Source organism: Actinomycetota bacterium, from assembly GCA_030650795.1.
Classification (GTDB): Bacteria; Actinomycetota; Actinomycetes; order S36-B12; family S36-B12; genus UBA11398.
Map to the genome: position 1 here is coordinate 62,901 of JAUSDJ010000031.1, position 13,087 is coordinate 75,987.

Consider the following 13,087-nt stretch of genomic DNA (forward strand, 5'->3'; position numbering starts at 1 on the left):
AAGTAACTACTTACGGATGTTGATGATCCCCGAAGCACTCGACGCGATTTCAGCGCCGTTCTGCAGCGCCACCACACGGTATTCATATTGCGCCCCGGCCGGCACCGCCTTCTTGATCGTGAAGCGGTAGTGCCCATTCGGCTTCGTTGTCGTACTCGCCTTGAGCTGCCAGACGCCATCGACCTTCATTTGCCTTTGCACCACCAGCCCAGCCACGGCGGGAACAACTCGACCTTTGAACTTCAACGAGGTGCCGGCCTTTGGCTTGCTCGTCGGGCCGATGGCCATGGTGATCGTTGCTGCCGCGGCTGGCAGTTGCGCTGTCGTGGGAGCCGGAGCTGGAGTTGCGCCGGGAGTGATTGTCGGTGCGCCCGGAACTGCTTGTCCATTGACTGCGTTGATGTATGAAGATTTCAAGCCGAGCTTGGATCTCATTGTGTCGCCTGAGATCGTGCGCTGTGAACCATCTTGCATGGTTCCGGAAAGTGTTCGCACCGCTCCCGACGCGAGCCGCTCGGCCACGGCAACCTTCCAGACAGCGGGCACGCCAAACGCTGCAGCCATAGCTGCCTGCGGCACATTGACTGTCCAGCTCGCGTTCGGGTTGTCAGGGCTCAAGGACCAGTGGTCATCGACATTGGTCGAATAGGGCAGGTCCCCGCCCCATACATCCTTTGAGCTGTTGGTGATTCCACCCGTGGATGCGCTGTAGAAGGCGCTGATCGGCTGTCCGTTGTACAGCGCTGCGATGCCCGTGGTCTCCGAGCCCAAGGTCGCATTCACGGCCGCAAGCCATCGATCGCCCTTGGCGCTGCTGGCTTTCGCCCAGCCGACGAAGAACTGGTCGCCGAATGGGCCATTGCCATCATCAAGATGGCAATCACATGCTTTGCGTACTCCGGCAGCGATCTTGGCCATTGCGTAGGAACGAGCGGCGATGACCTGTGCCTGCATTGCAGCATCTGGCCACGAACTGGAGACTTCGGAGATGCCGTACAGATACTCATCATGCAGGCGGAGTTGATTGACGACATTCAGGCGCGGACCGTTCGGTGAGGAGGTTGCAATGACCTCCATCTTTCCGTAGCGGTAGCGGTGGCCCGGGGTCGTGAACGAGCCGTTTGGCCCGATCACATTGGCAGCAGTAGTCGGACCGACAGCAGATCCAGCATCTCTGGTGCCCGCCCATTTCACAGTGGCTGAAGGGGCGGTGCCAATCGAACTCGTCTGGCCATTCACGGTTCGCTGCACGTTCACGGCGCCTCCAGCAACATTGAATGTGAAGACGTCGTTGGGACCACCGGCCACGACAGTCGCGCCAACTGTCACCTCAATTGCTCCGCCACCAGCGTCAAGTGCTTCTGCGCGCATCCGTGCCGTCGCCACTCGATAGAAGAGATTCACGCGAATGTCCATGTCATCTTGGACTGGCGCGACCGAAGTGTTCGGGTAGTAATGGGCGACGATTGAACTGGCGTCGAAGCCCTCCTTGGCCATGCCATAGGCACCCCATTGCGAAAGGCCAACTCCATGCCCATAGCCGCTTCCGGTCAATGAGAAGGAATCTGGTGGGCCGCAAGGATCAATTGGCGAGTTCGCCGTTGCGCTGATGACCCCGGTGCCGGTCCAGGGATAGATGGCGTCGGCCCCGCTCGTGCCATTCAGCACAAAGGTGTAGGCGCCAGGAGGTACTTGCGCTCCTGTGCTGTCCAGACCATCCCAGCCAATTGATAGTGCGCCGGCTGCCGCTTGAGTACCTGAGAGATTACGCACGACTGTTCCGCATCGCGAAGCGATGCTCATGGTCCACGTCAGTGGCGCGTTGGTCGTCGCACTGACAACGAGTTGTTGTCCCGCGCCCCACGGCACAGGTGCACTGACCGCTGGATTCACAGCAGTGACACCTAGCTTGGCTGTTGTTGCTGCACGAATAGCTGGCAATTGTGGTTCGAGGTACTTGCCTGGACAGGCAGTTGAACCAATGTCTCGGTGTCCGCCGATCACCATCGCCGTGGCAATCTGCCCAGCCTTGTATTTCGAAGTACCAGCGGACGAATCAGAGATCAGCGGCGTCGTGCCATTCGGATCGCGATGATTCAGGCCGAGCTTCCACGCGAAGAGCGAAGCGACGGCATCGTCAATGGCATTCATTTGCTCCGGTGCAAGTGCCGCAGTTTGAAAATTGCCCAGAGCCGACACGGCGAAGGTGTCCTGATTGAAGCCAGCGGTGTGACCACCGACGACGGCTTGATCCATGCCGCCGGCGCGACCTTCATATAGGCGCCCGAATCGATCGACGATGAAGTTGTAAGCCATATCGGAGTACTTCAGGCCCTTGACGAAGTACGAGTACAGATTGCGAACCTGCTGCGCTGCCTGCTCCGGCGTGTAGTCATTGGTTGTCACAGTGTGATGAAGAAACGCTGCTTTGATCGTGCCGGCGTAACTCGGGGCTCCACGTCTCAGGGATTCATCGGCGCCCCACTCGGCGCGGCTGATGATCGTTGGCCGTGGGGCCCCCAAAGTCGCAGCCTCCACTGTTGCGATGGGGCCGGTATCTGCCATGGAATCTGGCAAGTCAGCGTCCTGCTTCACAACTGGATTGTCGAATAGCACCACTTGGGCATTCGCTGGCTTAATTCCATCGGGCGTATCCATGCGTACTTGGACTCCGTCGGCAGTACCAGTCAGCAGTGGTGCCGTGCCATAGCGAGCGGCTGCAGCTTCGGCGGAGCCTGGGTCCGGGCGATCATCGGTTGGTTCGAGTTGTTCCCAACTGGACCACTGTCCTGATTCGCGCACGCGCACCAGCACGCGAGTTCGCTCATCAAGTGGCGAATCAGCAGTGACGGCGACCAGCCCAAAATCTTGTGTGTCGATGGTTCGAGTCGCCAAGGCTGGTCGCAATGGAGCAACCGTGCTCACAGCAGCAGTAGTGACGCGAGCAGGGCTGGCCAGCGGCAAAGCCTGCACGAGGCCGTCACCTGACCAAGATGCCATGGCTATTGCTGAGTCACTGACAGCTCCCGGATCTACTCCGGTCAGCGTGATCGATTGCTCCGTTGGCGTCACTGCAGAGCGTTCGGCAGTGGGCCATTGGGCAACCGGAAGAATCAAGCCGGTGGCCAGCACCGCGAGGCTGGTGCACCAGATCAGGGGTCGCCGAGGGTTGACTCCAGTCACCATCGGATCCCCTTCTGGCCGAAATCGGACAAACCGTCACCACGCCACGGCGGTCGGCGAACCACCATCATCACACGCCTCATGCGTCACATCCATCACATATGGACTGCCGACGGGAACCTCTTGGGTCAACACGCCGTCCTAGCCACGGTAACTCAGGCTCCCGCGACTTACGATGATCCGCACCCCCATCAGACCGAAGGAATTCATGCCCCGCTCTTCCCGCCGCCGCTGGCCGCGAATCCTGGCCGCTATTGCCGCTGGAGCCGTCCTGGTCACTGCCGTCATTGGCGCAGGGGTCAACCACCTGATCGGGCAATTGCAAGGCAATATCACGACTCTGGATGTCAGCGAAGAGCTCGGTACGACCGACGCAAACTCCCCACTGGTCTTTGACGAGAACGGCAACATGAAGCCGCTCAACTTGATGATTCTTGGCAGCGATTCGCGCACCGGCAAGGGCAACGGCGGCTTTGGAAAGCCGGGGCAATTCGGTGGCGAGCGTTCAGACACCGCCATTCTCTTGCACGTCAGTGCCGACCGCGGCAACGCAGTTGCGGTGAGCATCCCCCGCGACACCTTGATTAGCTACTCGTGCACAAAGAAGGGAAAGACCGTCAGCGGCACCAACGTGAAGTTCAACGAGGCCTTCACTTTCGGTGGCCCGGGGTGCACATTGAAAGTCGTCAATGAGATGACAGGAATGAACATCACCAACTTCGTGAAGGTCGACTTCGGGGGCTTCAAGAAAATTGTCAATGCCATTGGCGGAGTCGAGATTTGTCTGGCGAAGCCGGTGAATGATCCCAAGAGCGGACTGAAGCTCTCCGCCGGCAAGCACCTGGTCACCGGCAATGAAGCCCTGGCTTTCGTGCGCGCTCGCAAGACTTTGGGCGATGGCTCGGACACCTCTCGCATTCGTCGCCAGCAAGCGTTCATCTCGTCCTTGTCTCGCAAGGTGCTCTCCAGCGGAACCCTGCTGAATCCTGCTTCGCTGATCGGCTTGCTCAATGCCGCAACAGAGTCGCTGACGGCGAACCCGCAAATGGCTGATCTGCAGAACCTCAAGGAATTGGCGTTGTCCATGAAGGACATTCGCCCAGCCGACATCACCTTCTTAACCATGCCCTGGAAGCCAGCGGGCGATGGAGCGAATGTGGTTGAGAACGTGAAGAAGGCTCGTCCGGTGTGGAAGGCAATGATCAACGACACTGCCTACCCACCGAAGACGACCACCGGCCAGCCGACTCTCTCAACGCCACCATCGGGCATCTACATCGACGTCTTAAACGGCACGGCCACCAAGGGCCTGGCAAAGAAAGTGGCCAAGCAACTGAAGGCAGAGGGTTACCGCGTGCAGGGCGTCGGCAACGCGCCAGCACCTGTGACGGCTACGACGGTGACCTTCGATCCGAAGTGGGATACCAGTGCAAAGACCCTGACATGGGCCGCGAGTGCCAAAGCAGACGCAACCGGCAAGGGCCAGCGGATGACCTTGACGATCGGGCCGGATTTCACCTCAATCAAGCCAGTGGTCATCAGTGCCGCGGCCGGTGACGTGTACTCAAATCTCAACACTGGCGATGAATCCTTCTGCGCTTCTTAACTGGCTCAAGGCGACGCAGCGCTTTAGATGACGGGCGGACGACCAGCCTTCGTCATCGCCCACACAGTGCTCCAATGCATCACGCGACGACCTTTCGGGCGCACCCGCATGCCTTCGGACATTCCACCGAACCAGGCGCGCAGAGCCTGGCGATCATGAACGCGTAACAGGGTCATTCCAACCCAGGTGCCAACATAGATCGGCTCCAAGACCAAGGGCAGATTCCGGCGCGCCAACCAGACCCGATTGCGCGCATTGAGTCGGTAGTACTCCACATGTCGAGCCGGATCAATGACTGGATGGTGCACCTCGAGGTCACCTGCATACCAAGGGGTGAAGCCCTCGTCCCAGACTCGCCACACCAGATCGATGCCTTCGTGAGCATAGAAGAACTCATCGGGCCAGCCACCGATGCGATCAAAGAGATCACGGCGAATGGCCACTGCGCCCTCCCACAGCGAGGTCGCTGGTCCGGGCTCGGCTGGATCACCAACGCGCAGTCGAGGCACCCACCGCGCCGGAGCCGCCAAGCCTGCGGGATCAACAACACGCGGTTGAAGCAAGCCCAACTGGGGGTCTGCGGCAAATCTCTGGGCGATCGTTGCCAGGAAATGTGCATCAGCCAACGCAGCATCATCATCAAGGAAGAACAGCAATTCGCCTTGGACCACTGCCACGCCAGCGTTTCTTCCAGCCGGGATTCCCAAGTTGTGCTCCAGATAAAGCGCCTTGACTGCGGCTGGAAGATCTACCGGCTGCCAGCCGTTGCCCACCACCACGATGTCCAACTCCACACCGACTTGTGATTGCAGCGAAGCAAGACCGCGCGCGAGTTCTTCGGGCCGTCTGCCCATCGTCAGCAGAACAACGCCAAGTTTGGGCAGGCTCATCGAAGTTTGCCCGAGGACAGAATCGAGGCCAGGTGCCCAACAATCGTCACTACGCCAAAGAGCACAAGCGCGACTAGCAGGATCTGCGTTGCCTGCAGATCATCGACAAAGAGATCGGCAATCCCGGCGACCAGGATCAGCAAGGTCAATTCAACTGAGTGGTAGGCCCGGTGAAAGGGAATGAACCGCGCCACAGAACGCAGGCTGCGCAGGCCCGAGTTCTGGGGAACGCCTACCTCTTCCTTGTCGACAAGTTTGGGCAGGTCGTTGTATGCGCGCGAGACATGCACCATGTCGTTCAGGGCCTTGTTGTACAAAACAATGACGGACAGCAGCGCTCCCAGGAATGGCCAGATTGAATTCGTCCAACCGGCGTCCGGGAAACCCGCAGCGCGCATGCCCAGCGCAATGGGAATCAGACCTTCAGTGGTGTAGTGACCAACACGGTCAATGAAGACACCCTTGGGCGAGGACTTCCGGCGCCACCTGGCAACCTCACCATCACAGCAATCCCAGAGCATCTGCATCTGTCCGAGCAGTACGGCCAGAATCGGGCCGAGAATCCCGGGGATCAAGACACACAGAGCCGCAGATGCACCCGTGGCCACCATCAACCAAGTGACTTGATTCGCCGTGATGGGGGTGCGCAAGAGCACTCGAGTCAGGTACGGCGAGATATCGCGAAGGTAGACATCGGCCACCCAGTGCTCAGAGTTCTTACGACCGCGAATTGCTGGTGGCTGGCAGACTTCGCGGATCTGAGCGACCGTTGGATGAGTCGGACGTTCGGGATCGCTCACAGCATCTCCATCGCGCATGCCCGGCTTGCCGGAGAGTCGAAGCATCCTTGGGCAGAGAGCACGCCGTTACGATAGGTCACTGCCAGTCATGATCACTGTGACCACTCCGGGCAGCACCCAAAACGGTGCTCCCTTGAGTGCTCAGCCCAGCAGCGGGCAACCACCGGAAGGCGCTGACGTGAATTACCAGGCAGTCATCTTGGCCGCAGGGATGGGCACTCGGCTTGGCAAGCAACCTTGGCCCAAGCCACTGACCCCACTTGCTGATGGGCGCAGCATCATGAGGCAGCAACTGGACAATCTGCAACAGGTGTTCGGCGAGCAACTGCGCGTGCTGATCGTTGTGGGTTTCAAGCTCGAATCGATCCTTGAGGCCTTTCCGGATGTCTCCTACGCGTACAACGAGTCCTTCGACCAGACCAACACCAATCGCAGCCTGTTGAAGGCGCTGCGTCAGGTCTCCGACGGTGGTGTGCTCTGGCTCAATGGCGACGTCGTGTTCGACCCAATGGTGTTGGAACGAGCAAAGACCCTGATTGATGCCGATCAATCCTTCGTCTGCGTGAACACTGCCGCAGTGGCCGAAGAAGAGGTGAAGTACACCATCGATTCCAACGGCTTCATCGATGCGCTTTCCAAGCAAGTCAACCCTGCGCTCGGCGAGGCTGTGGGCATCAACTACATCAGCCGAACTGATCGCGCTGCCTTGATTCGCGGCCTGGAGGCCTGCCAGGACAGCGACTACTTCGAGCGTGGGATCGAGATCAGCATCGAAAAGGAATCACTGCAAGTGCTACCTCTGGACATCACCGAATACTTTGTGGTTGAAATTGATTTCGCAGAAGACCTCTCCCGAGCCAATAAACACCTCTAGGCGATTCAACGCAATACGTCAGTGAAGACCTGCTCCCAAAGATCAAGAATGCGCTCGAGCCGATATCCCTCCATGTGCGTCGGGCCGCGGCTGGCCATTGCGGTGCGCAGATCTGAATCCTTGCCGAGTGCGAGCAATCCGCGAGCCAGATCAGCAGAGTCCCCGCGGTTCACCAGCACCCCACAGCTTTCTTCGGCGAGCAGTTCCCGAACTCCAGCAGAACAGTCGCTGGCTACAACAGGGACACCGCAGGCAAGGGCCTCCATGATCACCAGTGGCAGGCCTTCCACCAGTGATGGCACCGCAAGAATTCCGGTGGCAGCCAGAACTGCATAAGGATCGGCAACCTGCTCGCAAACCTGCACACGAGGAAGCAACTCCGCGGCATCGCGAATCTGACCTTCGTGCGGGCCTGAGCCGACGAATTGCAGTTCCCATTCAGGCAGTTCTCCTTGCTCGGTCAGGATCCGCCAAGCCTGAATGAGGGTCATCGGTGCCTTCTCCGCAGAGAATCTGCCGAGATAGGTGATGGTCTTCGAGTGAGAATCGGCCATGCCCTCGGGCCAGCGAGGCAGTGGATTCGCCATTGCCGAGGCGTTGCTGAGACCGGCGGCAGTGAACAGCCGCGCATCGGCTTGAGTCAATGCGAGGAAGATATCAGCCTCGCTGTAGGCATCTAGGATCCGCTGAAGGTCTGGGCCAAAGCTGGCCGCCTGGAATGACGAGTGATACTGCCCGATCGTGCGCCAGCCATCAATATTGCAGCGCGCGATGTGCTCCATTGCCCAGACCTGAGCGGTGACGATAAATCCCTGGGGGCCACTATCAAGAATTGACTGCAGCTTGGCTTGCGCGGCAAACCGCTGCGCCTGCAGCTCTGGCCCCTCCTCCTTGTCATAGGCAGCCTCGAGCAGTCGTTCAACTCGATAGTTCGCTGCGGAGAAGTCCGAACGCGGTTCGCGCGGTTCGATTCCGATGACCGTCACATCGTGGCCCCGATCAGCAAACCCCGAGGCAAGCGCGTGGACGACCCTCTGGGCTCCGCCAATCTCGTCGACGTTGTTGGCCAGCAACACCAATCGCTGCTTCATCGCGAGCCCATCGATGACTGCCAGATGCGCTCTGCAGCCACGCTCTTGGGCGGAGCGCCAAACTGAGAAAAGGCACTGGATCGCTTACCAAATTCACTTAGTCCGGCATCGCCATCGGCGAGCCACACTTGGAGTTGCTCGAAGAGTTCGCTCATCGTGGTAACCATTGGACCGGGCAACACGGTTGGGAGATCCAGGTATGTTCCGCGACGCCGAACCACATCAAGGTGGTCAGGCTGGAAGGCAACGATCGGGCGCTGGAGACTGCCAAACTCCATGGCCAAGCTCGACCAATCGGTCACCAGCAGGTCCGCAGCGGCACACCACGAGGGCAGATCGTCAAAGACCTGAGAGCTGTGAACTCGAGATCCGTCATCAGTGACGAACCTGAATTGCATACGCCCGGCAAATGCCTGCACGAGCGCTTCTGCCTGCATGGCGCTCGTCGATGACGCGAGGGCACACAGCACGACTGGCAGATTCGGATTCAAGGCAAGACGAATCCGCAATTGTGGATCATCCAGTGCAGTAGCACTTGCGTCAGCAAACGCTGAGACTCCCTCGAGCACCTCACCTACATATCCACTCGATGAGCGAAGCACCTGCGTCGCGAATGGACTCGATGTCACGACGAGATCCCACCGGTCGACCTGCGACCTCGAGGGTCGACGCTCCGAGCTTGGCTGCAGTACCCAGTCCGGGTTGTCTCGTCCACTGCGAACAAGGGGCTGTTCATTCACTGCCACCAACATGAATTGACCCTCGCGCTTGGGCAGACGGCTGAAGAACAATTCGTTGGTCACCAACCAACGCGAGCGGCCAAGATGCCAAGAGTGCCGCCAGCTGTCTCTGACTCTCGGTGTGATCACGACCTGACGAATGCCTGCGTGCTGCGTCCTCCATCGGGCACTCAGGAATGACAGGGCCGAGTCCACCGGGCGTTGGCTGTTGACATCAATCAAGATCCTGTTGCTCAAGGGCAGCAGCCGGGCCAGCGAATAGGCGACTCCTGCTGCTCGGCTCACTGGACCTGCGTGCACTGTGGCCTTTGATCCGTCGACAATCTTTGTCATCGCAAATTCCGCAACTGTTCCGCATGTGCAATGAGCGCGCTGGCTCGGGCCGAGAAGCTGTGCTCCTGCGCAATGGTGCGAGCGAACTCAAGGCGGGCCTCATAGGGCGGGAAGGCTGCATCTCGATCGGTGAACAGCGAGTGCAGTTCAGACGCTGACGCGTAGGTGTGTACGAATCCGTCAAAGACCTCCTCCAGACCCAGTGCACGATCACTGATGACGCGAGTCGCGGTTGCTGTGGCGTCAAAGAGTCGATTGGACAGGAAACCGAGTTCGGCCATGTCGGGATGGTGATCGTTAAGTACTACTTGAGCACCGGCATAGGCCGCTGGCAGTCGATCATTCGCCAAGAAATCCCCGCTGATGCGATCAGTGCCGACGTATTCCTGCCAGCCAACCCCATAAAGGGAAAGTGGAAGTTCAGCGGCAAGGGCATCGCGGACGACGGGTCGAAATTGTCCGCGCGTGGAGCCGACGAAGAGCAGTTCCTCCCCGGAGTCGGGAGCAGCTGCCGAAGGAGTGAAGCGTCGAGGGTTCGTCGCCTGCAGCAATGGCACCGCATCGACAAATCCTGGCTGCCAATGCTTGCTCGCAGCAAAGACCGTGTCATAGCCAGCTGCCTCTTGCTCGCTCACCAATTCCGGATGCGAAATGACCCACAGCAGCCACAAGGCGCCCGGGCCTTTGCGCGGGGTAATTTCATTGAGGCCGCGCAGTACTACGACGATTTCGTCGTCAGAACGCTCTTGAGCGTGTGCGCGATTGCGGGCGATGACCTTTGCATTCTGACCTTGCTCATTGAGGGCAGCCACCAGATCGCGAGCAAACCAGGTGTCCCCCCACTGCTCACCAGCTGATCCGGCAGGAGCAGACGTCACCACTGACCAGCGCCGCTTGTGCCTGCGGAAAAGTTTCATGCGCCGCGCGCTCCGCGAAGAAAGCCCAGGCCCCAAGCGCCGTGCATGGCGCCGTAGACCACCGGCAGTGCAAATGCCGCGCGCAGACTCAGCCGCGGACTTCCCAGCGCACTTGACACTGATGCAAGGAGATTGCCAAGCAGATACCCCACTGGCATCGCAAGCCCGAGAAGTGCGAGCCAACTCACGCCCAATGCCAAGCCGACTGCACCCGCAATAAGACCAAGGGCGACCAGGATCACAGCCACCGGCGCGGCGAGATAGCGCAAGGAGATTGTCTCGGGGTGGCGACGAGCAACCTCGCGTCGCCAACGTCCGTAGTCGTGGTACTGCCGAGCCAAGGCTCGAGCATTAGCCCTTGGTCGATACTCAACACGCATCTGCGGCGTGAACCACACCACGCCACCGGTCTGGCGAATGCGCAGGTTCATCTCCCAGTCCTGCGCTCGCTCCATGCTCTCGTCGTAGCCCCCAACTCGTTGAAGTGCTTCGGCGCGGAAGCAACCCAGGTACACCGTCAGCGCCGGACCCGGTTCGCCGCCAACATGGAAGGCCGCACCTCCCACGCCAAAGCGCGAAGTCATCGCACGAGCTACCGCTGATTCGAAGGGGGTGGATCCGATGGCATCCATGATGCCTCCGACGTTGTCAGCACCGGTCTGCTCAAGAACCGCAACTCCACGGGCGACGTAATCGTTCGGAATGAGCGCGTGACCGTCAACGCGCACCACAACCTCGCCCGTAGCCTTGGCAATTGCCGCATTCAACGCCGCTGGAGTCTTGCCACTCGGGTTCTCAACGACGTGCACAGAGTCAAAATCAGCAACGAGGCCACGCGCAACCTGCATGGTCGCGTCCTTGGATGGCCCGACAGCGATCACGACTTCCACTTCACCCAGATAATCCTGAGCCAGAATTTGGAGCACTGCCTCGCGTAGATGCCGCTCCTCATTGAGCACTGGCATAATCACGCTGACCTTCGGAAGTTCCCCAAGCGGAGCCTGGGTCATGCACTCGTCCCGAAGACCTCGTGTTCAATCCTGCCCTCGTAGGTTCGCGTGGTCTTGGTCAGGAAATGCTCCTCCACGGCATTGGCAGTATGCCCCTCACCGCGCCGCTCATAGAGGTAGCCCAAACCATGGGTGCGATAGATAGCGCCACCCGTGTCGCGAACCCGATTGATCAGGGCCCGGTCGACCGATTTCGGCACCGGGCGCCAGCCACCCACGGCATCCAGATCAGCACGGGAGATCAGCACGGTTCCGCCGGCGATGAATGGCGCATAACTCTCGGCGGGGTATTCGGGACGGAAAGCCGTCGCATTGGCAGACTCGACGTGAATCCAATCCAGAGCTTTGCCGACCAGGGTCGCGCCTGAATACATCCGCGCCAGCACCAGATCCCAAATGTGCTCGGGCCCATAGAAATCGTCGTCGTCCATCTTGCTGATCAAGGTGCCATCAGCTCGCTGGCTCAACTGCTGAAGTGCCGTTCCGAATGGAACCTCGCCACTGATATCGATGACCTGGACATCGCCCGGAATCGCTCTGAACCTGGAGTGATCGATCTGCACGCCATGCAAACCAATGAGAATCTGCAACTTTGGATAGCGAATCTGCGAAAGCTGAGTGACGAGGTGATCGACAAACCTATCCCGGTGCGTCATCAAAATAATGCTGACGCTGGGCCAGGCATCAAGTGCTGCTGCAGGAGAGTGCACACGCAGCACATGCCGACGCGCGTGCACCGATTGCACCAGCCAGTCCATGTCATCCAGCGGAAAAACTTGATGGCGGGCAAGGATTCCGCAGGCTTCCAACTGCGCCTGCCAGCGTGCGGGAAGCGGCACATTGCACCGGACTCCACCGATGGCGGACAGTTCCAGCACCTCGGCCTGATTGAGATCCTGGTCAGTCCGGACATGGATCCCTGGGCCCTCGATGACGAGTTCGCCCACTTGAACAGAGGCGTCTCCCAATTCCCATGGGCCAGTGGAGGCACGGCCCAGCGGCCGATGGACGAGCGGATTGACATGCACCTCGTGGTCGACTCCATCAACTGACCAAGTCGTGCGCGAGTCATCAATGACGACCGTGCGCGCACGTTCGATCGAATCGACCGAGACAGCCGACGACGCCACCAAAGTGTCGCTTCGGCGAAGGTGCACATTGGCTCGTTCGGAGGGCTGCACCACGTCGTGCAGATCAGCGACGAGCGAGGCTGCCTCGGCTGGCAGGCCAGGAGCGAAACTCAACATCGGACCAATGCCCAGCGGCGCCATCGGTTGCAACATGCGAGCAGCCGCGGCCAGCAACAGTCCGGGATCGATTGCCTCGGCTACGACAAGTTCAAGCAGGATTCCCTTGCCATGGCCATGCAGCCAGACCGAAGAGAGATTGGGCAGCACAGGGGCACCCGTCCATCCCTTGGGCGGATTCCACACCGAGATTCGGACATCGACACGGGTGATTGGAGGTCCACCGATAACCATCACGGCCAACTGCTGCAAGGAATCAACGCCAGCGGCTTTCACCAGCCACGATTTCGGCTTGATCTTGAGCGTGAGGCCTTCGGGCAAGCCCGGGATCGGTCCGCGCTTGATCTTGCGGCCCTGGTCACGAAGCACTGCTACCGGATTGCTCACAGAGGTCAG

The 13,087-nt window shown here is 59.6% G+C and carries 10 protein-coding genes; 2 read left to right on the forward strand and 8 right to left on the reverse strand.

From position 1 onward, the window contains the following. Positions 1-6: 6 nt before the first annotated feature. The gene (locus tag Q7L55_09705; GenBank protein MDO8732823.1) at positions 7-3,186 is read right to left on the reverse strand and encodes a SpoIID/LytB domain-containing protein; all 3,180 of its coding nucleotides are present in this window, start codon (positions 3,184-3,186) and stop codon (positions 7-9) included. A gap of 205 nt (positions 3,187-3,391) precedes the next feature. Here Q7L55_09705 and Q7L55_09710 point away from each other — a divergent pair, with 205 nt between their 5' ends. Continuing rightward, positions 3,392-4,789, forward strand: a complete 1,398-nt coding sequence (locus Q7L55_09710) for an LCP family protein (GenBank protein ID MDO8732824.1) — start codon at positions 3,392-3,394, stop codon at positions 4,787-4,789. Positions 4,790-4,812: 23 nt separating this feature from the next. On the opposite strand, the gene Q7L55_09715 is transcribed toward Q7L55_09710, so the two are convergent. Beyond that, a complete protein-coding gene (locus Q7L55_09715; GenBank protein ID MDO8732825.1) occupies positions 4,813-5,679 on the reverse strand; it encodes a glycosyltransferase in 867 nt (288 codons plus the stop codon). Next, on the reverse strand, positions 5,676-6,479 hold the full coding sequence (locus Q7L55_09720) for a CDP-alcohol phosphatidyltransferase family protein (protein ID MDO8732826.1): 804 nt from the start codon (positions 6,477-6,479) through the stop codon (positions 5,676-5,678). The genes Q7L55_09715 and Q7L55_09720 overlap by 4 nt, the downstream gene beginning before the upstream one ends. Positions 6,480-6,657: 178 nt before the next feature. On the opposite strand from Q7L55_09720, the gene Q7L55_09725 reads away from it, so the two are divergent. Beyond that, positions 6,658-7,353: a phosphocholine cytidylyltransferase family protein gene (locus tag Q7L55_09725; protein MDO8732827.1), complete on the forward strand. Its 696-nt coding sequence runs from the start codon at positions 6,658-6,660 to the stop codon at positions 7,351-7,353. 5 nt (positions 7,354-7,358) lie between these two features. Here the strand turns inward: Q7L55_09725 and Q7L55_09730 are convergent, their stop codons facing one another. Genes Q7L55_09730 through Q7L55_09750 form a run of 5 tightly spaced genes read right to left on the reverse strand, consistent with a single transcriptional unit; the run spans position 7,359 to position 13,078 of the window. Further along, a complete protein-coding gene (locus tag Q7L55_09730; GenBank protein ID MDO8732828.1) occupies positions 7,359-8,444 on the reverse strand; it encodes a glycosyltransferase in 1,086 nt (361 codons plus the stop codon). Beyond that, positions 8,441-9,517: a CDP-glycerol glycerophosphotransferase family protein gene (locus Q7L55_09735; protein ID MDO8732829.1), complete on the reverse strand. Its 1,077-nt coding sequence runs from the start codon at positions 9,515-9,517 to the stop codon at positions 8,441-8,443. The genes Q7L55_09730 and Q7L55_09735 overlap by 4 nt, the downstream gene beginning before the upstream one ends. Continuing rightward, a complete protein-coding gene (locus Q7L55_09740) occupies positions 9,514-10,434 on the reverse strand; it encodes a hypothetical protein (protein MDO8732830.1) in 921 nt (306 codons plus the stop codon). The genes Q7L55_09735 and Q7L55_09740 overlap by 4 nt, the downstream gene beginning before the upstream one ends. Further along, positions 10,431-11,444 carry a glycosyltransferase family 2 protein gene (locus Q7L55_09745; GenBank protein ID MDO8732831.1) on the reverse strand — a complete coding sequence of 338 codons (1,014 nt, stop codon included), beginning with the start codon at positions 11,442-11,444 and terminating at the stop codon, positions 10,431-10,433. Before Q7L55_09745 ends, Q7L55_09740 begins: the two co-directional genes overlap by 4 nt. Then, complete coding sequence (locus Q7L55_09750) at positions 11,441-13,078, reverse strand: hypothetical protein (protein ID MDO8732832.1); 1,638 nt, start codon at positions 13,076-13,078, stop codon at positions 11,441-11,443. The genes Q7L55_09745 and Q7L55_09750 overlap by 4 nt, the downstream gene beginning before the upstream one ends. Positions 13,079-13,087: the final 9 nt, after the last annotated feature.

Bases quoted from the DNA above. Each gene is read 5' to 3' on its own strand.
- Q7L55_09735 (MDO8732829.1), bottom strand. From the start codon at position 9,517: ATGACAAAGATTGTCGACGGATCAAAGGCCACAGTGCACGCAGGTCCA.
- Q7L55_09745 (MDO8732831.1), bottom strand. From the start codon at position 11,444: ATGACCCAGGCTCCGCTTGGGGAACTTCCGAAGGTCAGCGTGATTATG.
- Q7L55_09705 (MDO8732823.1), bottom strand. From the start codon at position 3,186: ATGGTGACTGGAGTCAACCCTCGGCGACCCCTGATCTGGTGCACCAGC.
- Q7L55_09710 (MDO8732824.1), top strand. From the start codon at position 3,392: ATGCCCCGCTCTTCCCGCCGCCGCTGGCCGCGAATCCTGGCCGCTATT.
- Q7L55_09730 (MDO8732828.1), bottom strand. From the start codon at position 8,444: ATGAAGCAGCGATTGGTGTTGCTGGCCAACAACGTCGACGAGATTGGC.
- Q7L55_09740 (MDO8732830.1), bottom strand. From the start codon at position 10,434: ATGAAACTTTTCCGCAGGCACAAGCGGCGCTGGTCAGTGGTGACGTCT.
- Q7L55_09715 (MDO8732825.1), bottom strand. From the start codon at position 5,679: ATGAGCCTGCCCAAACTTGGCGTTGTTCTGCTGACGATGGGCAGACGG.